24 protein-coding genes and 1 pseudogene are annotated in these 20,096 nt (G+C 73.1%); 12 read left to right on the top strand and 13 right to left on the bottom strand.

Annotation, left to right across the window (positions count from 1 at the left end; genetic code table 11):
- Window positions 1-39: 39 nt before the first annotated feature.
- The 3 genes and pseudogenes from ABD437_RS36565 to ABD437_RS43170 all read right to left on the bottom strand — a co-directional run.
- Window positions 40-732: a response regulator transcription factor gene (locus tag ABD437_RS36565; RefSeq protein ID WP_344653542.1), complete on the bottom strand. Its 693-nt coding sequence runs from the start codon at window positions 730-732 to the stop codon at window positions 40-42.
- A 109-nt stretch (window positions 733-841) separates the two neighbouring features.
- Window positions 842-1,156, bottom strand: a complete 315-nt coding sequence (locus tag ABD437_RS36560) for a helix-turn-helix transcriptional regulator (protein ID WP_344653541.1) — start codon at window positions 1,154-1,156, stop codon at window positions 842-844.
- Window positions 1,157-1,231: 75 nt separating this feature from the next.
- A pseudogene (locus ABD437_RS43170) lies at window positions 1,232-1,372 on the bottom strand (AraC family transcriptional regulator); the annotation flags it as partial.
- Between the two features lie 293 nt (window positions 1,373-1,665).
- Here ABD437_RS43170 and ABD437_RS36555 point away from each other — a divergent pair.
- Window positions 1,666-2,088 carry a YybH family protein gene (locus ABD437_RS36555; RefSeq protein WP_344653540.1) on the top strand — a complete coding sequence of 141 codons (423 nt, stop codon included), beginning with the start codon at window positions 1,666-1,668 and terminating at the stop codon, window positions 2,086-2,088.
- A 7-nt stretch (window positions 2,089-2,095) separates the two neighbouring features.
- On the opposite strand, the gene ABD437_RS36550 is transcribed toward ABD437_RS36555, so the two are convergent.
- Window positions 2,096-2,500: a RidA family protein gene (locus tag ABD437_RS36550; RefSeq protein WP_344653539.1), complete on the bottom strand. Its 405-nt coding sequence runs from the start codon at window positions 2,498-2,500 to the stop codon at window positions 2,096-2,098.
- A gap of 77 nt (window positions 2,501-2,577) precedes the next feature.
- Here ABD437_RS36550 and ABD437_RS36545 point away from each other — a divergent pair, with 77 nt between their 5' ends.
- On the top strand, window positions 2,578-3,576 hold the full coding sequence (locus ABD437_RS36545) for a helix-turn-helix transcriptional regulator (RefSeq protein WP_344653538.1): 999 nt from the start codon (window positions 2,578-2,580) through the stop codon (window positions 3,574-3,576).
- On the opposite strand, the gene ABD437_RS36540 is transcribed toward ABD437_RS36545, so the two are convergent.
- Window positions 3,534-3,938: a nuclear transport factor 2 family protein gene (locus tag ABD437_RS36540; protein ID WP_344653537.1), complete on the bottom strand. Its 405-nt coding sequence runs from the start codon at window positions 3,936-3,938 to the stop codon at window positions 3,534-3,536. The two genes, ABD437_RS36545 and ABD437_RS36540, sit on opposite strands and share 43 nt — an antisense overlap.
- An 83-nt stretch (window positions 3,939-4,021) precedes the next feature.
- Here ABD437_RS36540 and ABD437_RS36535 point away from each other — a divergent pair, with 83 nt between their 5' ends.
- A complete protein-coding gene (locus ABD437_RS36535) occupies window positions 4,022-4,582 on the top strand; it encodes a TetR/AcrR family transcriptional regulator (protein ID WP_344653536.1) in 561 nt (186 codons plus the stop codon).
- 49 nt (window positions 4,583-4,631) lie between these two features.
- On the opposite strand, the gene ABD437_RS36530 is transcribed toward ABD437_RS36535, so the two are convergent.
- A complete protein-coding gene (locus tag ABD437_RS36530) occupies window positions 4,632-5,693 on the bottom strand; it encodes a hypothetical protein (protein WP_344653535.1) in 1,062 nt (353 codons plus the stop codon).
- A gap of 101 nt (window positions 5,694-5,794) precedes the next feature.
- On the opposite strand from ABD437_RS36530, the gene ABD437_RS36525 reads away from it, so the two are divergent.
- Window positions 5,795-6,559: a hypothetical protein gene (locus ABD437_RS36525; RefSeq protein ID WP_344653534.1), complete on the top strand. Its 765-nt coding sequence runs from the start codon at window positions 5,795-5,797 to the stop codon at window positions 6,557-6,559.
- Between the two features lie 42 nt (window positions 6,560-6,601).
- Here ABD437_RS36525 and ABD437_RS36520 read toward each other — a convergent pair whose 3' ends face one another.
- On the bottom strand, window positions 6,602-6,997 hold the full coding sequence (locus ABD437_RS36520) for a VOC family protein (RefSeq protein ID WP_344653533.1): 396 nt from the start codon (window positions 6,995-6,997) through the stop codon (window positions 6,602-6,604).
- A gap of 325 nt (window positions 6,998-7,322) precedes the next feature.
- Here ABD437_RS36520 and ABD437_RS36515 point away from each other — a divergent pair, with 325 nt between their 5' ends.
- Window positions 7,323-9,200 (top strand): penicillin-binding transpeptidase domain-containing protein, encoded by a 1,878-nt coding sequence (locus ABD437_RS36515; protein WP_344653532.1) that lies wholly within the window; start codon window positions 7,323-7,325, stop codon window positions 9,198-9,200.
- Here ABD437_RS36515 and ABD437_RS36510 read toward each other — a convergent pair.
- Entirely contained in the window at window positions 9,153-9,509 is a 357-nt protein-coding gene (locus ABD437_RS36510) for an ATP-binding protein (protein WP_344653531.1), read from the bottom strand. The two genes, ABD437_RS36515 and ABD437_RS36510, sit on opposite strands and share 48 nt — an antisense overlap.
- A gap of 94 nt (window positions 9,510-9,603) precedes the next feature.
- Here ABD437_RS36510 and ABD437_RS36505 point away from each other — a divergent pair, with 94 nt between their 5' ends.
- Entirely contained in the window at window positions 9,604-10,137 is a 534-nt protein-coding gene (locus ABD437_RS36505) for a hypothetical protein (protein WP_344653530.1), read from the top strand.
- A 1-nt stretch (window position 10,138) separates the two neighbouring features.
- A complete protein-coding gene (locus ABD437_RS36500) occupies window positions 10,139-11,554 on the top strand; it encodes a dihydrolipoyl dehydrogenase family protein (protein ID WP_344653529.1) in 1,416 nt (471 codons plus the stop codon).
- Here the strand turns inward: ABD437_RS36500 and ABD437_RS36495 are convergent.
- From ABD437_RS36495 to ABD437_RS36485, 3 genes are all read right to left on the bottom strand, one after another.
- Window positions 11,536-12,189: a VanZ family protein gene (locus tag ABD437_RS36495; RefSeq protein WP_344653528.1), complete on the bottom strand. Its 654-nt coding sequence runs from the start codon at window positions 12,187-12,189 to the stop codon at window positions 11,536-11,538. The genes ABD437_RS36500 and ABD437_RS36495 overlap by 19 nt on opposite strands.
- A gap of 73 nt (window positions 12,190-12,262) precedes the next feature.
- Entirely contained in the window at window positions 12,263-13,039 is a 777-nt protein-coding gene (locus ABD437_RS36490; protein ID WP_344653527.1) for an SDR family NAD(P)-dependent oxidoreductase, read from the bottom strand.
- 39 nt (window positions 13,040-13,078) lie between these two features.
- The gene (locus ABD437_RS36485) at window positions 13,079-13,960 is read right to left on the bottom strand and encodes an SDR family oxidoreductase (RefSeq protein WP_344653526.1); all 882 of its coding nucleotides are present in this window, start codon (window positions 13,958-13,960) and stop codon (window positions 13,079-13,081) included.
- Window positions 13,961-14,046: 86 nt separating this feature from the next.
- On the opposite strand from ABD437_RS36485, the gene ABD437_RS36480 reads away from it, so the two are divergent.
- The 3 genes from ABD437_RS36480 to ABD437_RS36470 all read left to right on the top strand — a co-directional run bounded on the left by ABD437_RS36480 (window position 14,047) and on the right by ABD437_RS36470 (window position 16,445).
- Window positions 14,047-14,619, top strand: coding sequence for a TetR/AcrR family transcriptional regulator (locus ABD437_RS36480; RefSeq protein WP_344653525.1), 573 nt, complete (start codon window positions 14,047-14,049; stop codon window positions 14,617-14,619).
- An 88-nt stretch (window positions 14,620-14,707) separates the two neighbouring features.
- Window positions 14,708-15,034 (top strand): CATRA system-associated protein, encoded by a 327-nt coding sequence (locus tag ABD437_RS36475; RefSeq protein WP_344653524.1) that lies wholly within the window; start codon window positions 14,708-14,710, stop codon window positions 15,032-15,034.
- Window positions 15,018-16,445, top strand: coding sequence for a CATRA conflict system CASPASE/TPR repeat-associated protein (locus tag ABD437_RS36470; RefSeq protein WP_344653523.1), 1,428 nt, complete (start codon window positions 15,018-15,020; stop codon window positions 16,443-16,445). Before ABD437_RS36475 ends, ABD437_RS36470 begins: the two co-directional genes overlap by 17 nt.
- On the opposite strand, the gene ABD437_RS36465 is transcribed toward ABD437_RS36470, so the two are convergent.
- Window positions 16,427-17,731, bottom strand: coding sequence for an AfsR/SARP family transcriptional regulator (locus tag ABD437_RS36465; RefSeq protein WP_344653522.1), 1,305 nt, complete (start codon window positions 17,729-17,731; stop codon window positions 16,427-16,429). The two genes, ABD437_RS36470 and ABD437_RS36465, sit on opposite strands and share 19 nt — an antisense overlap.
- 184 nt (window positions 17,732-17,915) lie before the next feature.
- On the opposite strand from ABD437_RS36465, the gene ABD437_RS36460 reads away from it, so the two are divergent.
- The gene (locus ABD437_RS36460) at window positions 17,916-18,890 is read left to right on the top strand and encodes a caspase family protein (protein WP_344653521.1); all 975 of its coding nucleotides are present in this window, start codon (window positions 17,916-17,918) and stop codon (window positions 18,888-18,890) included.
- Complete coding sequence (locus ABD437_RS36455) at window positions 18,887-19,150, top strand: hypothetical protein (protein ID WP_344653520.1); 264 nt, start codon at window positions 18,887-18,889, stop codon at window positions 19,148-19,150. The genes ABD437_RS36460 and ABD437_RS36455 overlap by 4 nt, the downstream gene beginning before the upstream one ends.
- On the opposite strand, the gene ABD437_RS36450 is transcribed toward ABD437_RS36455, so the two are convergent.
- Window positions 19,151-20,044, bottom strand: a complete 894-nt coding sequence (locus tag ABD437_RS36450; protein WP_344653519.1) for an SDR family NAD(P)-dependent oxidoreductase — start codon at window positions 20,042-20,044, stop codon at window positions 19,151-19,153.
- Between the last annotated feature and the right edge of the window lie 52 nt (window positions 20,045-20,096).

Here is a 20,096-nt window from a genome sequence, read left to right as displayed (position 1 = left end):
TCCGCAGCGACCGCCGGCGCCACCACCGGGCAATCGCCCTCACGGAGCGGTCTCGCGCAGCGTGTACCCCAGGCCGCGCAGCGTGTAGATCAACCGCGGCTCGCCCCCGGCCTCCATCTTGCGACGCAGGTAGCTCACGTAGACCTGGAGGTTGTTGGCGGTGGCGCTCATGTCGAAACCCCAGATCGCCTCGAACAGCGCGTCGCGGGTGAGCACCCGGGTGGCGTTGCGCAGGAGCACCTGCAGGAGGGAGAACTCGGTCCGGGTCAGGCGCAGCGGCCGCTCGCCCCGCCACGCCTCGAACCGGTCGGGATCGAGCCGGACGTCGGCGAACGACAGGATCGGCGACTCCTCGTCGGCCGGTGCGCGCCTGCGGAGCAGGGCACGGACCCGGGCCAGCAGCTCCTCGGTGGCGAACGGCTTGGGCAGGTAGTCGTCGGCGCCGGCGTCCAGCCCCGCGACCCGGTCGGAGACCTGGTCACGGGCGGTGAGCATGAGCACCGGCAGGTCATGCCCCGCGGCACGCAGCCGCCGGCAGGTCTCCAACCCGCCGAGGTGGGGCATCATCACGTCGAGGATCAGCAGATCCAGCGTGTCGTCGCCCGCGTCGTCGAGCCCGTCGATCACGGCGAGGCCGTTGGCGACGGTGCTGGTGTCGTACCCCTCGACCTGGAGCACCCGCTCCAGCGATTCCCGGATGGCCGCCTCGTCGTCCGCGATCATGATCCGCACGCCGGCCCGCCCCCTTCAGTCGATGCGTTTGCCGCTCACTCTCCCCGACCGACCTGAAACCAGTATTAGAGCGCCGCACGCCGGCCGTCCGCCTGGCCGCCCCTGTCCGTCACCCGGTTCGGGGCGCTCGGGCCAGTTGGCGGAAGCGGGACGGGGGCATGCCGCGCTCGGGGTGGAAGGCGCGGGTGAACGCGTACACCGACGTGTATCCCACCGACCGGGCCACCCGCTCGATCGGTTCGTCGCGGTCACGCAGGCGGCTCGCGGCGACGCTCATCCGCCACCGGGTCAGGTAGCCGACGGGGTTCAGGCCGGTGGTGGCGAGGAACCGGCGGTTCAGCGTGGACTTCGACATTCCGGCCAACCCGGCCAGCGCGGCGGCCGTCCACGGCGATTCCGGACGCCGGTGGATCGCGGCCACCACCGCGGTCAGCGCCGGGTCACGCAGGACACCCCACCAGGCGGTGTCGACGATCGGTGTGCTGGTGAGCCAGGAGCGCAGGACCTGCGCGAGCAGGAGGTCGACGAGCCGGTCCAGGACGAACGAGGACGCCGGGGCGTACGGATCGGCGAGCTCCCGTTCGACCGCGCGGACCGTGCCGTCGAGGCCGGGACCGGTGCGTGCGGCCGGGATGTGCAGAACCGGGGGAGCACGGCCAGCATCGGCCCGTCGTGGGTGTAGGAGGCGCCGACGAGACGCGTGACGGTGCCGCCACCGTCACCGATGTCCACCGGGACACCGGCTGTCCGACGTGTGGCTCGCCAGCCCTTCGGCGAACGCGTGCTCGATCGCCGTGGAGGGCCGGCCACCCGATCACGCCGAACCGCGTCGCCATGACTTCATGGTGGTCCGGGCGGTGCGTCGGAGAAGGGCCGTCGCGTGAGCATTCCCGGCTTGACCTCACGTCGGCTTCACCTTTTACCGTCCTGACCATGACCAACGAACCCCCGCACACCACCACCGCCCTCGACGCCGACGACGAAGCGGCGATCCGCCGGATCGTTCAGGACGTCGAGGACGGGTTCAACCGGAACGAACCCGCGCTGCTGGGTGTCCACATGGCGCGGGACGCCGTCGTCGGCAACGCGCGCGGGGCCTGGTTGGAGGGCCGCGACGCGATCGACGAGGCGAACCGGGTGGGGCTGGCCGGGTTCCTCCGCGACGAGACCGCGCACTACGAGGTGTCCGGTGCGGCCGCGCTCGCGCCCGACGTCGCGGTGGCGCAGAAACGTGCCTGGTCGACGCGGGCGGCGGCGGACGCCGGTGAGCCGCCGGAGATGATCGCGCTCTACGTCTTCGTGCGGCGCGACGGACGCTGGTGGATCACCCGCAGGCAGAACACGCTCGTGGGCTGACAGGAGGCTACGGCGCGACGGCGGTGCCCTCGAGCTCGACCAGCAGCTCGGGGACCGCCAGGCGGGCCACCCCGAGCAGCGTGCTCGGCGGCGCCGCCCCGGCCGCACCCAGCCGGGCCGCGAGCACGCCGTAGTGCTCGAGGAGCCGGTCGACGTCGGTCGTGTAGACGGTGAGCCGCACGAGGTCCGCCAGCGACATGCCGGCCTCCCCGAGGACGGCCTCCACGTTGTCCAGGCTCAGCGCGAGCTGCGCGGCCATGTCACCGGGGTGCTGGGGTTTGCCCTCGCCGCTCATCGCGGTCTGCCCGGCGCAGTACAGGGTGCGGCCCGGCCCCGGGACGACCGTGCCCTGGGCGTAACCCAGCTCCAGTGACCAGGTCCACGGGTTGACCGCGGTTCGATCCATCGCCATGACGGCTCCTTTCGTCGAGAGGAGCTTCGCAACGAATCACGACACCCAGTGTCGTGTATTTCTGCGACGGTTTCGGGGTGCGTGCCGATCGGTTGGTCTCCCTGGTGCTCCTGCTGCGCCGTCACGGCCGGCTCTCCGCGACCGCGCTCGCCCGCGAGCTGGAGGTGTCCACCCGCACCGTGCTGCGTGACGTCGAGGCGCTCTCCGCGGCCGGCGTCCCGGTGTACGCCGAGCGCGGACGCCACGGCGGGTTCGCGTTGCTGCCCGGCTTCCGCACCGAGCTGACCGGCTTGAACCACGACGAGGCGCTCGCGCTGCTGATCGCCGGCTCCCGGCGCGGGGCGCAGGCGTTCGGGCTGGGCTCCGCGCTCGCGTCGGCGATGCTCAAGGTGGTCGACGCGCTGCCCGAGAACTACCGGGACACCGCCACCGGCGCGGCGCAGCGGCTGCTCGTCGACCCGGAGACCGACCTGCTGGCCCGACAGATCACCACCGAGGACCTGTCCGACGCGGTGCTGGCGGCGGTGCGTCGCGCGGTGCTCGCCGGGCACAAGCTGCGCATCCGGTACGCGGCCGCCGGCCAGGGTCCGCGGTGGCGCACGGTGGACCCGATCGGGCTGGTCACCGCCCGCGAGCAGGGCTACCTGCTCGCCACCCGGGCGGGCGCCGACCGCACCTACCGCCTGTCCCGGATCGTCGCCGCCGAGGAGCTCGACGAGCCGGCGGAGCGTCCGGAGCGGGTGGATCTGGACCGCGCGTGGCGGGAGCGCAGCACGCGGTTCCGGACCGGCGGGAACCAGGTCGTCGCCCTGGTGCGAGTGGACCCGGCGCGCCGGGACGCCCTGGTCGGCCCCGCGCTCGCCGTCCTGTCCGAGGCCGGGGAGGCGGACGGCCGGGTGCGCATCGAGGTCACGTTCCAGGACGCGCGCCACGCCGAGTGGACGCTGTGGCAGCTCGGCACGCACGCCGAGGCGCTGACCCCGCAGTGGCTGCGCGACGCCCTGCGCGACCGCGCCGCCGCGATCGCCGCCACCTACGCCGAGCGGGCCTCGATCAACCGCAGCGGATCGAGGTAGTCCCGGTACACGACCACGTGCCCGTCGACGACCCGGAACACCGCGATCACGGTCTGGTGGAACGGCGCGCCGGTCGCGACGACCGAGCCGAGCGCCTCGTACTCGACGATGACCACCTCCGGGTCCGTGGTCTCGTGGATCACCACGTCGCGGTACTCGTCGAGGGTGACGAACGCCCGAGCCGCCCGGGTGAGATGGCGGCGGATCTCCGCGCGGCCCCGCAGGCGGGCCGGCGCGCCGGGCGGCCGGAACGGCCATTCGAGGTGTCCGTCCGGCGCCATGAGGTCGACGAACGCGTCGATGTCGAGCTCGCGACCCACCTGCAGCATCTTCTCGACGACCTCGCGCGACGTGGGGGACATGGCCGCTCCGTTCGTTGAACGCACGTTGATTGAACGACCGTAGAACGAACGGCGGACCCGGTCAACGTCCGTAGAATGAGCCAGTGGAGAAGCCGACCAGAGCCGAGCAGCGCCGACGGAGCGAGGAGGGCATCCTCGCCGCGGCCCGGACGCTGTTCGCCGCGCTCGGCTACGACCGCACGACGATCCGCGCGGTCGCGAAAGCCGCCGGCGTCGACGCCGGGCTCGTCATGCACTACTTCGGATCGAAAGACGAGCTCTTCGCCCGTGCGTCCGAACTTCCCGTCGCGGAGTTGCCCGTTGCCGATGCCGACGAGATGGTCGAAGCGTTGCTCGCCTCGCTGGCCACGCGCCTGGACGACGAGCCGGTCGCGTCGCTCGCCGTGCTGCGTTCGATGCTCACGAACGAGGACGCCGCCGCGCGGTACCGGGCGGCCGGGGTGGAGCAGCTTGCGCAGATCAGCGCGGCGATCCCGGGGGAGGACGCCGAGCTACGCGCGAGCCTGCTCGGGGCGATCGTCCACGGCGTCATCATCGAGCGGTACCTGCTGCGCCTCGGCCGGCTCTCCGACGCGTCGCCCGAGCAGGTGGCCGAGCTGCTCCGCCCGGTCTTCCGGGCACTCGCCGCGCCGGCCGAGGGCTGACCTTCGCCTGGTCCGGGACCGGGGGCGCGCCGGGGGCCGGTCCCGTGTCTCACCCGTCGAAGCGGCTCCAGCGGAAGCCGTGGGCGAGCAGCGGGGTCAGGGTGCCGCGGTGGAGTGCTCCGAAGCCGACGATCGACTCGTCGTCGTCGCCGCTGACCTGGGCGAGCAGGCCGGGCGCCAGGAAGAATCGCGCGGCGGTGCAGGTCGGCCGGAACGGGCTCAGCGGCACCGGGCGCAGCGTGCTCCGCAGCGCGTCGAGGTGCGCGGTGGGCATGACGTAGGTCGTCGCCTGGTAGGGGGCGGTCTGCACCGCCGCGTCCAGCGTGAACTGGAGAAGGAAGCGACTGAGCGGCTCCTCCTCGAGGATGGTCTCCGACTCGTCGGTGAACCACACGCGTGGATCGGCTCCGCCCGGTGGCCAGGGGATCGACCATTCCGTTCCGCCCCCGTCCCGGACGGCGAAGACCAGCCGGTCGCCGGGCGGGCCGGACGCGCGGGTCGGCTCGGTCAGCACCGGGTCGGGGAACCGGTGGAGCGCCGGACGGAGCCGCGCCAACCGGTGGAAGGCGGCCAACGCGTCGGGCCGGTCGTTCGTCCCGACCGGGGTGAGCTCGCCGGCCGGGAACCACCCCAGGACGAACGACTCCAGGGCCCGGATCGGATCGGTCGCCACGTGGTCGACCCACTCCACCGACGGCACCGGCCCGGGTGGGGGCACCGGCCGGGCCGCGTCCAGCAGCGCTCGGCTCAGCGGCTGCTCGAGCTGGAGTTCCGCGGAGGTGAAACGAGCGGGTTCCGACGCCCCGCGCCGGCACCGCGCGGTACCGAGCGGGAGGCAGCCGTGTTCCAGGCGGACGAAGACGTGGATGGGTGGGCGCACCCGGCCCATGAACCGGGGGTGGAGGTCCGGGCTCGGGTCTCCACGCAGGACCACCGTGGTGGAATCGCGGACACCGCTGTCCCCGGGCCGGTCTCCGGCCGCGACGACGACCACGGTGGCGTCCGCTCCCGTGCCGACCAGCGTCGACCCCAGTGCGTGCCGACGGACGACGTCTCCGGCGACCGACAACGCCGCCGCCTCGGAGATCAGGGGCGGACGTGCCCCCGTCACGCGATGCCCGGGTTCAGTGGCCGACCGGTTCGAGACCATCGACCCCGCGTCATGCGCTCCATTAACCCAGACACCGTCGACCCACTCCCTACACTCACCGCGTGACCACGTCCGACCTGGTACGTCGCAGTCGGCTCGTGGCGGCCGTCTCCGCGCTGACCGCGGCGGCCGCCGGGTACGCGGCGGGGCAGCACCGGGCATGGTTCGCGGTCCCGGTCGTGCTCGCGGTGCTGCACGCCGTGCTGTTCCGTCGGTTGAGCGGCTCGTCGCGCTGGGGGTCGGTCGGGTTCCGCACCGGCCGGTGGAGGGCGCGGCCTGCGCTCGTCGTCCCGCGCCCGCAGGTGCCGTACGGCTCGGCGATGATCCTGGCGTCCGCGCTGGTCGCCGTGGAGGTCACGCGGCTCGGCCCGGCGATGCCGATCGCTGTCGTCGCCGCCTTCGGTGTGTTCGGGCGCAGCGCGCTCCTGCTCACCCCGGACGGGATCCGGCTCGGCTCGCTGCGCCGGCGACCGGTCCGGTGGGATGACATCGACACGGAACGCCTGCACTGGCTCCCCGCGCTGGTGATCCCGGTGATCTCGCCGGACCCAGCGGCGGAGAGGGGCACCGCGCCGGCGCCACCCGCCGACGACCCGCTGAGCACGCGCGGGCTCGCGTACGACACCAACGTCAACGCGCTGCTCACCCCCGGACCGGTGACGCCGGCCCCGGCGCCCGGCGCCCGGATCGAGGTGAACGTCCGCGGCATCGCCACCGACCACGGGCTGATCGCTCGGGCGATCGCCTACTACGTCACGCACCCGGCGGCCCGGGCGGACATCGGCACGCCGTCCGGTTCCGACGCGCTGGTGGCCGACGGAGCCTGAGCGCGGGTTCCGGGCGCCCGCGCGGACGCCCGGAACCCCCGGTCAGACGACGTTGTCGTACGGCTGGGTGATCACCTCGAGGTAGTGCCCGGACGGGTCGAGGAAGTAGACGCCCCGCCCGCCGTGCTCGTGGTTGATCTCGCCCGGCTTGGTGCGTGCCGGGTCGGCCCAGTAGTCGATCCCGGCCGCGGTGATGCGTCCGAAGATCCCGTCGAACGACTCCTCGGGGACGAGGAACGCGTAGTGCTGCGGCGCGACCTCGAGGTGCGGCGGCATCGTCGCGAAGTCGAGCGTCACGCCGTTGCCGAGCGGGAGCGGCAGGAACGGACCCCAGGCCGCGCCGAGCTCGACGCCGAGCACGTCGGCGAGGAACCGCGCGGACTCCTCGCGGTCACGGGCGCCGACGATCGTGTGGTTGAACTGGATGGACGTGGACATGCTGCGGTTGCCTCCAGCGGCAGAGTGCGATCGGTGAATGGGCGAACGCACCCGCACGCCTCCACGGGTTCCGTGGAGTGCGGGAGGTGATCAGGGGAGACGCGCGGGCGCCGTGAAGGTCAGCCGCGTCCTGTGAGCGAAATCGTCACGTGATCATCCCCTTGGCGTCGCGGAGCCGGCGGCCCGACCGCCGAGGACACCGGCGGCGCGGCACGGCACCGAGCCACCAGTAGAGCGGAATACTGCGGGCGCGGTCAAGAAGCGACGTTGCGGCCGCCCCATACCCTTCCGATCTGTCCACAACCGGACCGGAGACCCGTCACCGATGAATGTTCTCAAAGGCCGTGCGGTTCTCGCTGCCCTCGGCGTCGTGGCCGCCCTCGCGCTCACGGCCTGCAGCGGGGACAACGACCCCGAGCCCACTGTCGACGCCTTCCTCAAGAACTGGCGGCAGGGTCAGCTCGACAAGACCCGCTTCGTGGACCCGGACGGGAAGTCCGTTCCGGGCGCCCACGTCACGGCGCAGCTGGCCAAGCTGACCGGTGAGCTCGCGGCGGCCCCGGCGAAACTCGAACGCAGCGGCGACGCGACGGTGAAGGACGGCCGAGCGGTGAGCCCGGTCACCGTGACCTGGACGCTGCCGGGGCCGGTGACCTGGTCGTACCGCACCGACGTGCGGCTGCGCGAGCGCGACGACAGCTGGGACGTGGTCTGGGAGCCCGCGCTCGTCCACAAGCAACTGAAGACCGGCGACACGCTCGGGACGAAGCGCGCGGAGGCGCCGCGCAGCGGCATCCTGGACGGCGCCGGGAGCCCGATCGTGAGCCCGCGGCCGGTCGTCACCGTGCTGCTCGACCCGGCCAAGGTCACCGACCCCGCCGCGGCCGTGAAGCAGCTGTCGGCCGCGTTCGCGACGATCGACACCGAGGTCGATCTGGCCGACCTGCCCGCCCGGCTGGCCAAGGCCAAGCCGGGGATCGCGGTCGACGTCGTCGTGCTGCGTCAGGAGGCCTACGACAAGATCGCCGCGCAGCTCGACGCGATCACCGGCGCCACCCTGGTGAAGTCCACCCGCGACCTCGCGCCCACCCGGCAGTTCGCCCGCGCGCTGCTCGGCTCGGTCTCGGACGCCACCGAAGAGGACCTGAAGGAGAAGCCCGCCCTCTACGCGGTGGGTGACCACGTCGGACACGGCGGGCTGCAGGCCGCGTTCGACCAGCGCCTGCGGGGCATCCCCGGCGTGACGGTCGTCGTCGACCCGGCCGGCACCGAGCTGTTCACCAGCGCGCCGAAGCCCGGCCAGCCCGTCCGCACCACGCTCGACCAGCGGGTCCAGACCGCGGCCGACGCCGCGCTGGCCGACCTTCCGCAGCAGAGCGCCCTGGTGGCGATCCGGGTCAGCGACGGCTCCGTGATCGCGGCGGCCAACGGGCCGGACGGCGGGTCGTTCAACGCCGCGTTCGAGGCCAAGGTCCCGCCGGGTTCGACGTTCAAGATGGTCTCCGCCCTCGGCCTGCTCGACCAGGGCGCGGTCACCGCCGACCAGACCGTCGCCTGCCCCAGCCACCTCGCCGCCGGCGGCCGGGACTTCAAGAATTTCGACGACTTCGAGCTGGGCGACGTGCCGTTCCGCACCGACTTCGCCAAGTCGTGCAACACGGCCTTCGTCGCGCTCGCCCCGAAGCTCGGCCCCGACGGGCTGGCCGACGCCGGCCGGCTGCTCGGCCTGGAGTCGGACTACGCGCTCGGCCTGCCCGCCTTCTCCGGCAAGGTCTCCACCGGTGGCGACGCGGCGGAGCGGGCCGCGGCGGCGTTCGGTCAGGGCCGGACCGTGGTCAGCCCGCTGGCGATGGCGTCGGCCACCGCGGCGGTGGCGTCCGGCCGGTGGACACCGCCGACGCTCACCGGCAAGTCCGACGTGGCTCCCGGCCCGCAGCTCAAGCCGGCCGCGGTGGAGCCGCTGCGCACGATGATGCGCCAGGTCGTCACCGACGGCACGGCGACGTCCCTGCGTGACGTGCCGGGCAGCCCGGTCTTCGGCAAGACCGGCACCGCGGAGTTCGACAACAACCCCGAGCACGCGCACGCCTGGTGGGTCGGCTGGCAGGGCGACATCGCGTTCGCGGTGTTCGTCGAGAACGGCGGGCACAGCAGCTCAGTCTCGGTGCCGGTCGCCGAGAAGTTCCTCCGCGGGCTGACGTAGCAGCCGCTCGATCGTGTCGACGACCTCGGCCAGCGGGCGCCGGGTGTCGAGTTCACACGTCGCCCCGCGCCGGAGGAGCGGCACGACCGAGCGGACGTGACGCTCGATCTCGGCCCGCTGCTCCGGCGTCCGGCCGTACGGGTTGGTACGGCGTCGCCGCACGCGTTCGAGGAGCACCGGCAGCGGCGCGCTGAGCAGGACGACGTGGTCGAAGCGGCGGTAGAACCGCCCCTGGTTGTCGACCGTGCCCGAGACGACCACGTCGCCGTCGGCCGCGAGGAGCTGACGCATCCGCGTCACGCGTTCCACCCTAGAAAGATAGAACGTTCGGTCTTGACGCGGGCCGGAACTCCGGTCATCGTGTGATGAGACAGAACGTTCGTTCTCCCTTGGAAGGATCGTCGTGACCACCGCCGCCCCACCCCTGGCCCGGCCTCTCCGCCGGCTGTACCTCGTCCGCTTCGGGTTCGCCGTCGTCTGGGCGCTCCTGCTGGCGCTGACCGGGTCGGACCTCAACCCGGTCAGCGTCGGCCTGCTCGTGCTGTACCCGGTGTTCGACGTGGCCGCGGCCGTCGTCGACCTGCGCTCGTCACGCACCACCACGCTCGTGGTGAACGTCGTGATCAGCGCGCTCGCCGCGATCGGCCTGGCCGTCGCGGCCGCGTCCGGCGTCCCGGCCGTGCTGCGGGTCTGGGGCGCCTGGGCGATCGTCTCCGGGCTCGTCCAGCTCGTCGTCGGGGTGGGGCGTCGCGCGCTCGGCGGCCAGCTGCCGATGATGCTCGCCGGCGGGATCTCCGTGCTGGCCGGCGCGTCCTTCGTCGCGATGGCCGGCGCGGACGACCCGGCGGTCACCGGGGTCGCCGGGTACGCCGCCGTCGGCGGGGTGTTCTTCCTGGTCTCCGCGCTGCGGCTGGGCCGCGCCGCCCGGGAGGCCTGACGTGTTCGACGTCATCGTGATCGGCGCCGGACCGGTCGGGGAGAACGTCGCCGACCGGGTGGTGCAGGGCGGGCTGAGCGTCGCCGTGGTCGAGCGTGAGCTGGTCGGCGGGGAGTGCTCCTACTGGGCGTGCATGCCGACCAAGGCTCTGCTGCGCAGCACGGCCGCGCTCTCCGCCGTGCGCCGGTTACCCGGCGCGCGGGAGGCGGTGACCGGGCCGCTCGACGCGTCGGCCGTGCTCGCCCGCCGCGACGCGTTCGCCTCGAACTGGGCCGACGACGGCCAGGCGGCCTGGCTCGACCGGATCGGCGCCCGGCTGTTCCGCGGCGAGGGTCGGCTCAGCGGGACCCGCACGGTCGAGGTCACCGCCGCGGACGGCACGGTCACCTCGCTGACGGCCCGGCACGCGGTCGTCGTCGCGACCGGCAGCGGTGCGCTCGTGCCGGACGTCGCCGGCCTGCGCGCGGCGGCGCCCTGGACCAGCCGCGAGGCGGCCGCCGCCCGCACGGTGCCCGGCCGGTTGGTGATCGTCGGCGGCGGGGTGGTGGCCGTCGAGATGGCGACGGCCTTCGCCGGCCTGGGCTCGGCGGTGACGATGCTGGCCCGCGACGGTGTGCTCCCGGCGGCGGAGCCGTTCGCCGGTGAGCTGGTCACCGAGGCGCTGCGCAACGCCGGGGTGTCGGTGCGCGCGGGCGCCGAGCCGCGGTCGGTGGAACGCGCCGACGACGGAACCGTCCGGGCCACCCTCACGACCGGCGAGACGATCGAGGCCGACGAGCTGCTGGTCGCGGTCGGCCGCACCCCCAACACCCGGGACATCGGCCTCGAGCGCGTCGGCCTTCCGCCGGGCGACTGGCTCGCGGTCGACGACACGCTGCGTGTCGTCGGGGTGGACGGGTGGCTCTACGCGGCCGGTGACGTCAACCGGCGCGTGCTGCTCACCCATCAGGGCAAGTACCAGGCGCGCGCGGTGGGCGACGTGATCGTGGCCCGCGCCGCCGGGCGACCCGTCGACGACGGCCGCTGGGGTCGGCACGCGGTCACCGCCGACGAGCGCGCGGTGCCCCAGGTGATCTTCACCGAGCCGGAGGTCGCGTCGGTGGGGTTGACCGCGGCCGCCGCGGAGGCCGCCGGGCTGTCGATCCGGGTCGTCGACCACGACCTCGGCACGGTGGCCGGCGCCGCGGTGCACGCCGACGGGTACGGGGGCCGGGCCCGCATGGTCGTCGACGAGGGCCGGAACGTGATCGTCGGCTTCACGCTCGTCGGTCCGGACGTCGCCGAACTGCTGCACGCGGCGACGATCGCCGTGGTCGGCGAGGTTCCGCTCGACCGGCTGTGGCACGCGGTCCCGGCCTTCCCGACGATCAGCGAGGTCTGGCTGCGTCTGCTCGAGGCCTACGGCCGCTCCGCCTGATCGACGGTCACGGCCCGACGATCGCGCCACCACGGGCGGGAGAGCAGCGCGGCCAGCGCGGCGCCGACCGCGTTCACCAGCACGTCGTCCACCGACGACACCCGGTCGAGCCGCAGCACGTACTGTGCGGTCTCGACCAGGGCCGAGCAGGCGGCGCCGAGCGCCAGGACACGCGGCACGGACGCGAGCGCGGCGAACCGCACCGGGGCGAAGAACCCGAGCGCGGCGAAGATCAGCAGGTTGCCGGCGATCCCGAGCGGACCCATCGCGACCAGGTCCTGCAGCGGGATCAGGCTCACCCGGCCGGGAACGGTGCCGGCCCCGGGGCCGGGCATCAACGCCAGCCAGAGGAACGGCACCGTCCCGTAGAGCATCCCCACCTCGGCGACCGAGGTGATCGTCGGCGCCCGGCGGTAGCGCGCCAGCGCCCACGCCACCAGCGCCGCCAACGGCACTCCGAGCAGCGTCATCAGCAGGACGCCGTTCTCGGTGTCGTAGCAGCCGTGCCAGTGCCCGCTCAGGCAGCGCGGTGCCGACATCGTCAACGGCCGGCGCAGTACGACGACGAGCACGGCGAGCGCCGCGGTGAGGAGCACGACCCGGGGGCGTGCGGACGAGGTGGTGCGGTGGTTCACCACCCCATCCCAGGGCACGCACCGTAACGGCGGCGTATCCGGTTCCCGATACGCCCGCGATACCCGCCGTCTGCTACTTGGGAGGCATCCGGATGCCGCCGTCGACCCGGATGACCTCCGCGTTCATGTAGCTGTTGGTGATGAGCTCGACGACCATGCTGGCGAGCTCGTCGGCCACGCCGAGGCGCTTCGGGAAGAGCACGTTCTTCCCGAGGTTGGCCTTGAACGCCTCGGCGGCCTCACCTTCGCCGTAGATCGGGGTGTCGATCAGCCCGGGGGCGACGGTGTTGAGCCGGACGCCGATCGCGGCCAGGTCGCGGGCGACCGGCAGCGTCATGCCGACGATGCCGCCCTTGGAGGCCGAGTACGACGCCTGGCCGATCTGCCCGTCGAACGCGGCCACCGAGGCCAGGTTGACGATCGCGCCGCGGCCGCCGTCGGCGTCGGGCTCGTTGCGGCTCATCGCGGTCGCGGCCAGGCGCGTCATGTCGAACGTGCCGATCAGGTTGATCGCGATGACCTTGCGGAAAGCGTCCAGGTCGTGGGCGGAGTCGAACTCGCCGTCGCGTCCGACCGTGCGCTGGGCCCAGCCGATACCGGCGGAGTTCACGACCGCGCGGAGCGGGGCGAGTTCGGTCGCGGCGTTCACCGCCGCCTTGATCTGGTCGGTGTCGGTGACGTCGACCTCGAGGAAGACGCCGCCGATCTCCTTCGCGAGTGCTTCGCCCTTCTCGGCCTGCAGGTCCGCGACCACGACGGTCGCGCCCTTCGCAGCGAGCTGACGGGCCGCGGCGGCACCGATGCCTGACGCGCCACCGGTGACGATGGCGCTTGCGCCGTTGATGTCCATGGCACCCGACTGTAGTGAACGCCGGTTCTGGTTCCGGAGCTATTCGGAAACGTGTTCCAGGTCATCCAGCAGGCTCGGGTGGGTGGGCTCCCAGCCGAGCGTCGCGCGGGTGTGGGCGCTCGAGGACGGCTGGTCGGCCGCGAAGATCGGGCCCAGCGGGCCGTAGGTCTCCTCCGGAACCGATTCGACCGGCAGGTTCAGCCGCCGGCCGAGAACCGCCGCGATGTCCACGACCCGGTCGCCCTCGTCGGCCACGGCGTGCCAGGCGCTGCCCGCCGGTGCGTTCTCCAGTACGAGCCGGAACAGCACCGCCGCGTCCAGGGCGTGCACGGCCGGCCAGCGCTGGGTGCCGTCGCCGGCGTAGCCGGACACCCCGGTGCGGCGCGCGATGTCGGTCAGCAGGCCGGCGAACCCGCCTTTGCCCTGGTTGTGCACCGTCCGCGGTAGGCGGACCGAGGCGCTGCGGACGCCCCGCGCGGCCAGGCCGAGCACCGCGTTGACCGCGCGACCACGCCCACCGACCGGCCCGTCGAGCGGCAGCGGATCCTCCTCGGTGGACGGCCGGCCGGACACCCACGGCGTACCGGAGACCGTGACGTACGGGCGGTCGCTGCCGACGAGTTCCTCGCCCAGCACGGCCATCGCCGCGCTCTCCTCGGCGACCGCGCGGGCCAGCGCGTCCGGGCCGCTGAAGTCGTTGCCGAACGCCAGGTGGACCACGCCGTCGGCCTGCGCGGCCCCGGCCCGCAGCGCGTCGAGGTCGGTGAGCGCGCCCCGGAGCGGCTTCGCGCCGGCCGCCTCGACCGCGCGGGCGGACGCCTCGGAGCGGGCCAGCGCGAGCACGGAGTGGCCGTGGCGCTGGAGCTCGGCGACGACGGCGGAACCGATCAGGCCGGTGCCGCCGGTGATGAACACGTGCATGGAACTCTCCCGACGAGTGATGGGACTCTTGTCCCGTCACTCTACTCCAGTGATGGGACAAGAGTCCCATCGAATAGAATGACATCATGGCTCGTTGGGAACCGGGGGCACGCGAGCGGCTCGTCCTGGCCGCCGTCGACCTGTTCACCGAGCAGGGGTACGACGCCACCACCGTCACGCAGATCGCCGAGCGGGCCGGCGTCACCAAGAGCACGTTCTTCCGTCACTTCCCCGACAAACGCGAGCTCCTGGTCGCCGGGCAGGACGCGCTGAGCCGCCTGCTGGCCGAGGGCATCGCCGAGGCGCCGGCCGGGGCGAGTCCGCTCGAGGCGGTCGCGGCCGGCCTCGAACGGGCCTCGAGCGTGATGGGTCCGGTGAACCGCGAACTCGGCCCCCGCTTGAAAGCCGCCGTGGCCGCCAGCGCGGAACTGCAGGAACGGGACATGCTCAAGCACGTCGGCCTGGCCACCGCGATGACCGAGGCCCTCGTCGTCCGCGGCGTCGCCGACCCGATCGCCCAGCTCGCGGGCGAGCTGGGGGTGCTCGCGTTCAAGCGGGGCTTCGCCCGGTGGTCCGAGGACGACAGCGAGAGCGGGCTCGCGCCCTACGCACTGGCCGCACTGGACGAGTTGCGCGCCGCGAGCGCGTCGCTCGGTTAGGCCGTGTCCTGCGAGCACGGATTCGCAGGACACGGCCTAGCCGAAGAGAGGTCGCCCGCGGGCCCCGGGACCCTCTACCATTCCGCGCATGCCCGGTTCGGAATCGGTCAGCACGCTCCCCACCGGCCTCGTCGAGGAGTTCCGGCACGTGCTGGCTGACCTGTCCGGCCGCTGGCGGTTACCGGCCGCCGACTGGGCGTCGGTCGAGTCCTGGGTCGCCCGGGGCGAGGACGCCCTGCGCACCGGCGACCGGGACGAGCTCACCCAGGTGGTCAGGGAACTGGCGTACTACGGCTCCGCGCGCGCCGTCGACGCGAGCCGGGGCGCCCGCGAGGGCCCGCCGCCGCGGGTGCGCGAACGGACCCGCCGCATCGTCCACACCCTGCAACCGCCCCCGCATGACGAACCCCGCTGAGCCGGAGCTCGTCGTCCACGTCTTCGCGCCGCGGGACGGGCCGCGCGCGGCGGAGGGCTACGCCGAGGTGCGCGAGCTCTGGCGGCGGTGCCGCACCGACCTGGGGATGACCGCGACGCTGTCCGGATCGGGCCCGAGCACGGATCTCCCGGCGACGCCGGACGTACTGCCCGACCTCACCGCGCAGAAGGCTCCGGACCGCCTCTACCAGGCGATCCTGCGCCGGTTCCCGACCACGCTCAGCCTCTCGGTGCTGCTCTCGCCGGGCGACGACACGGTCGGCTGGTCCGACCTCGAGCGCGAGTGGGCCGGGGTCGCCGGGCCCTGGTCGGGCGCTCTGCTCGGCGTCGCCTTTCTGTTCCTGGGCAAGGAGACCGGCCTCGACCGGCCGACGACCATCGAACTCGACGGGGCCGAGGACCGGCTCGAACGCCGGTTCCACGTGCTGGCCGGCCCGGCCGACGACGAGCGGTTGAGCGCGTGGACCTGGTCCGACGGCACCACCGCGATGCCTCCGTTCGCGCGGTACCTGCGCCACGCCGCCGCCGTGCGCTACCAGCTCCGGGCCTGGCAGACCGCCGACGGGATGCGTCGCGTCCAGGAGCGGCTGGACCGGGGCGCGCCGCCCGCGGATGTCCGGGCGGACCTCGCGTTCTGGATCGCCGCCGTGGCGGACCTGGGCCGCAACCTCGAGCACGCCGAAGCCGACATGCGCCAGGTGCCCGGGGTGGAACCGGCCGTGGCCGCGGACGACTTCGGCCTGATCGAGTGGTTCCGCCAGAGCCTCGAGGACGACCTCGCCTACCTGCGCGGCGCCGACGAACGGGCGCGCGTACTGTCCGAACTACCGTCGAAGGGGCCGGCCACGGTGACCAACACACGCGATGTCTTCGTCATCCACGGACGCGACGAGGAGGCCCGCCGCGCGCTGTGGAGCTTCCTGCAGGCGATCGACCTGCACCCGCTGGACTGGGAGGACGTCGTGCGGCGCACCGGCAGCTCGACGCCGTACATGGGGGAGGTGCTGGAGCAGGCGTTCCGCGACAACCAGGCCGCGGTCGTGCTGCTCACCCCGGACGACGGCGCCTACCTGCACCCCGATCTGCAGGGCGCGCACGAGCCGCACCACGAACGGGTCACCACCGGCCAGGCCCGGCCGAACGTGCTGCTGGAGGCGGGAATGGCGCTGGCGTTGCAGCGCGAGCGCACGGTCGTCATCGAGATCGGCCAGCTGCGCCCGGTGTCGGACATGGGGGGCCTCAACGTCATCAAGTTCGACGGGACCGTCCGCAGCCTGCAGAAGATCGCCGGGCGCCTGGCCAACGCGGGGTGCGCGGTGAACACCGGCGGCACCGACTGGCTGGACGTCAGCCGGCTGGCGAATCTGGCCGCCTACTCCCGGTCTTTCTGAGCACGCAGGAACGCCGCCACCTCGAGCAGGTCGACGCGGTCGAGGTCCTCGACGCGCAGCACCAGGCGCAGCTCCCGGCTGACCACCTGCCGGCGCGAGTGGCGCAGGAACGACCCGATCAGCAGGGTGAGCAGCTCGGTGCGGTCGGTGCCGTCCAGGCGCGCGAGACCCGAACCGAGCAGCGGCACGGCCAGCGGCTCGCGCTGGCCGTAGCGCACGGCGGCGTCCCAGAGCCGGTCGAGGCCGGCCCGGAAGCTCGCCAGGTCCGCGCGCGCGATCAGGTCGTTGCCCATCACGCTGTACGCGACGCCGAAGAAGCGCCGGCCGTCGCGGTGCAGGACGGCCACCGTGCCGAGCGGATAGCGGGCCAGCTTGCCGCGGCGCTTGTCCTCCCGGCGTTCGACCCGTGCGGGCCGGACGGCGCGTAACGCCGAGCGCAGGTCGCGGTTCAACCGGCCGGTGTCGCCGCCGTAGACCCGGTGCAGGAACTGTCCCTGCACGGTCGCGCGGCTGATCACGACGTCGCGGTCGGTCGAGGTGTCGAACGTGTCGCAGAACCCGATCACGAGCTGGGCGTCCGGCTGGGCGAACAGGTCGCCGGCCCGGATCGTCACCCGGGTACCGAGCCCGGGGAAGTCCCGGTGCTCGACGCCGGGGCGCCGGTCGGCGACCCGGCGGCGCAGGCGCGCCAGCGCGTCGGCCAGCCCGGGCAGGTCCGGGCGCCGGGCCGCGAGCGCCTCGCCGGTGGTCAGGGCCCGGTCCGGCTGCCCGATGGCCGAGTACGCCTCGACGAGTTCGAGCGCCGCGGCGTCCCGGAGTGCGCGCAGGTCGCGGATGACCGGCTGGGCGAACGCGTAGCGCTCGGTGTCGGACAGCGGGCGGCCGCGCCACAGCGACAGCGCCCGCTCCAGCAGCGTGACCGCGTCGACCGGCGTCTCCCGGCGGGCCCGTTCGACCAGGTCGCGGAACGCGTGCACGTCGACGTCGGCGCGGGGCGTCGTCAGCCGGTAGGCGGACACCTGGCCCGGTTCGGTGACGAGCACCGACGGGTCGGCCAGGAGCCGGCGCAGCTCCAGGATGCGTTTCTGCACGCCGACGCGGTCGGCGCGGGTGAGGGCGCGCCGGTCGCCCCACACGGCGGTGAAGATCTCGTCGACGGTGAGCGGTTCGCGGTCCGCGAGGACCAGCCGGGTCAGTACCACGGTGGTGAGCGGCGTCGGGCGCACCACCCGGCCGGCGACGTGGATCTCGGCCGGGCCGAGCAGGCTCACCGAGGGGCGTGACATCCGGGCCCCGGAAGCACATCGGAAGCACGTCGGAAGCGGCTGCGGCCTTGAGTCGCAAGCGGCGTCACGGGTCTCATTCTAAATCGGAACGTCCGATGCTCACCGTCCTCGTGGAGGGGCGAGGACGGCGAGTAATCGGCGTACTCTCTGCGGTCACGAGATGGGGGGCCTCGGAGGGGGCGCGATGCGCAAAGCACTGATCGTCGGAATCGACCACTACACGGAGCTGCCCGACCTGGCCGGCTGCGTGCACGACGCGCGGGCCGTCGGTGAGGCCCTGCGCCGCAACGCCGACGGGCGGCACAACTTCGCCGAACCGCGGATCGTCACCGCGCCCGCGCCCGGCGGTCTGCTCGTCCGGACCCAGTTACGGGCCGCGGTGGAGAGCCTGTTCGAGGGAAGGCCCGAGATCGCGCTGTTCTACTTCGCCGGGCACGGCTGGATCGACGACACCGGCGGCTTCCTCTGCGCCAGCGACTCGACCGCCGGCCACGACGGGCTCGCGCTCTCCGACGTGATGACGTTCGCGAACCGGTCCGACGCGCAGAACAAGGTGATCATCCTGGACTGCTGCCACGGTGGGGTCGCCGGTGAACGGGCGCTCAGCCGTGTCTCGGAGGTCGCGACCGGGATGACGATCCTGACCGCGTCGACCGCCGAGCAGTACTCGGTCGAGACACGCACCGGGGGTGTCTTCACCACGCTGCTGGTCGACGCGCTCGACGGCGCCGCCGCGAACCTGGTCGGGGCCGTCACCCCGGGCAGCGTCTACGCCCACATCGACCAGTCGCTGGGGCCGTGGGCGCAGCGGCCGGTGTTCAAGACCAACGTCGACAGCTTCGTGTCGCTGCGGACGGCGACGCCACCGATCGACGGCGCGGACCTGCTCGCGATCACCACGCTCTTCCCGACGCCCGATCACCGCATCCGGCTGGACCCGACGTACGAGCCGGAGCGTTCGACGGATCAGCGCACGCTCCCGCCGCCCGACCCGGCCCACACGGCCGTCTTCCGGGTCCTGCAGAACTACGTCAAGGTCAACCTGGTCCGCCCCCTCGGCGCCCCGCACATGTGGCACGCGGCCATCAACGGCAAGTCGTGCGAGTTGACCGTGCTGGGCCGGCACTACTGGCGGCTCGTCGACAAAGGACTTCTGTGACGCTGCGTTCCGAACGGCTCATCGAAACGCTGGCCGCGGTCGAACACGAACGGTGGGCGCACTGGCAGCGCTACCTGCACTCCCGCGGCGAGCGGGCCGCCGACGGGTCGCTCGTGCTCCCGGCCGAGCTGGTGGAGCGCTGGGAACGCCAGATCGCGACGCCGTTCGCCGAGCTGAGCGACGAGGAGAAGGAGAGCGACCGCGAACAGGTGTTCCGCTACCTGCCGATCATCGAGGCCGCCCTGGACGACACCGACTGACTACACCGGGAACTTGACGCCGGTCAGGTCCTCCGAGACCGACCAGAGCCGCTGCTGGAGCGACACGTCGTAGGACTGCGGGCTGGACGTGACCAGGCGGGGGTGGCCGCGCACCTCGCCGACGCCGGCCGGGCCGTAGTACTGGCCGCCGAGCACGGCGGGGTCGGCGGCGGCGCGCAGCGTGGGGAGTGCTCCCTGCGCCGGTTCCTGGGTGACCACCGGGGCCAGCAGCGTCAGCGTCCGCCGGAAGAGCGCGGGGGAGTTGCGCAGCAGTTCGGTGCTGGACATGCCGGGGTGGGCGGCGACGGCCGCGGTGGTGCCGTGCGTGGCGAGCCGCCGCTGCAGTTCGTAGGTGAACATCAGGTTGGCCAGCTTGGACTGCCCGTAGGCGGCGGCCCGCCCGTAGGAGCGCTCCCACTGCAGGTCGTCGAAGTGGATCGCGGCGCGGATGCGGTGGCCGACGCTGCTGACCGTCACGACGCGGGAGCCCGGCACGGGCAGGAGCCGGTCGAGCAGTAAGCCGGTGAACGCGAAGTGGCCCAGGTGGTTGGTGCCGAACTGCAGCTCGAAGCCGTCCCGGGTGGTCCGTTTCGGCGTGTACATCACGCCGGCGTTGTTGACCAGCAGGTCGATGCGGGGGTGCTCGGCACGCAGCGCGGCCGCGGCGGCGTGCACGGAATCCAGCGACGTGAGGTCCAGCGCTCGCACGGTGACGTCCCCGCCCATCCGCGCCGCGGCCAGCTTCCCCTTCGCGGTGTCACGCACGGCCAGCACCACCGACGCCCCCCGCTCGGCGAGCGCACGGGCGGTCTCGTAGCCCAGCCCGGTGTTGGCGCCGGTCACGACCGCGACGCGGCCGTGCTGAGCCGGGATGTCGTGCTCGGTCCAGGTCATGTCGTCCTCCTAAAGTACCGCCGGTCTGTTGAATTCAACGGTAAGAGACCGG

Origin of the sequence: Cryptosporangium japonicum (assembly GCF_039524755.1) — a bacterium.
Lineage (GTDB): Bacteria > Actinomycetota > Actinomycetes > Mycobacteriales > Cryptosporangiaceae > Cryptosporangium > Cryptosporangium japonicum.
The sequence above is the reverse complement of the archived record's forward strand: the minus strand, read 5'-3'. Positions and strand labels throughout refer to the sequence as shown.

Coding starts and splice junctions, on each gene's coding strand:
- ABD437_RS36555 (WP_344653540.1), top strand. CDS start 1,666: ATGACCAACGAACCCCCGCACACCACCACCGCCCTCGACGCCGACGAC.
- ABD437_RS36550 (WP_344653539.1), bottom strand. CDS start 2,500: ATGGCGATGGATCGAACCGCGGTCAACCCGTGGACCTGGTCACTGGAG.
- ABD437_RS36540 (WP_344653537.1), bottom strand. CDS start 3,938: ATGTCCCCCACGTCGCGCGAGGTCGTCGAGAAGATGCTGCAGGTGGGT.
- ABD437_RS36520 (WP_344653533.1), bottom strand. CDS start 6,997: ATGTCCACGTCCATCCAGTTCAACCACACGATCGTCGGCGCCCGTGAC.
- ABD437_RS36515 (WP_344653532.1), top strand. CDS start 7,323: ATGAATGTTCTCAAAGGCCGTGCGGTTCTCGCTGCCCTCGGCGTCGTG.
- ABD437_RS36490 (WP_344653527.1), bottom strand. CDS start 13,039: ATGGACATCAACGGCGCAAGCGCCATCGTCACCGGTGGCGCGTCAGGC.
- ABD437_RS36485 (WP_344653526.1), bottom strand. CDS start 13,960: ATGCACGTGTTCATCACCGGCGGCACCGGCCTGATCGGTTCCGCCGTC.
- ABD437_RS36480 (WP_344653525.1), top strand. CDS start 14,047: ATGGCTCGTTGGGAACCGGGGGCACGCGAGCGGCTCGTCCTGGCCGCC.
- ABD437_RS36475 (WP_344653524.1), top strand. CDS start 14,708: ATGCCCGGTTCGGAATCGGTCAGCACGCTCCCCACCGGCCTCGTCGAG.
- ABD437_RS36470 (WP_344653523.1), top strand. CDS start 15,018: ATGACGAACCCCGCTGAGCCGGAGCTCGTCGTCCACGTCTTCGCGCCG.
- ABD437_RS36465 (WP_344653522.1), bottom strand. CDS start 17,731: ATGTCACGCCCCTCGGTGAGCCTGCTCGGCCCGGCCGAGATCCACGTC.
- ABD437_RS36460 (WP_344653521.1), top strand. CDS start 17,916: ATGCGCAAAGCACTGATCGTCGGAATCGACCACTACACGGAGCTGCCC.
- ABD437_RS36450 (WP_344653519.1), bottom strand. CDS start 20,044: ATGACCTGGACCGAGCACGACATCCCGGCTCAGCACGGCCGCGTCGCG.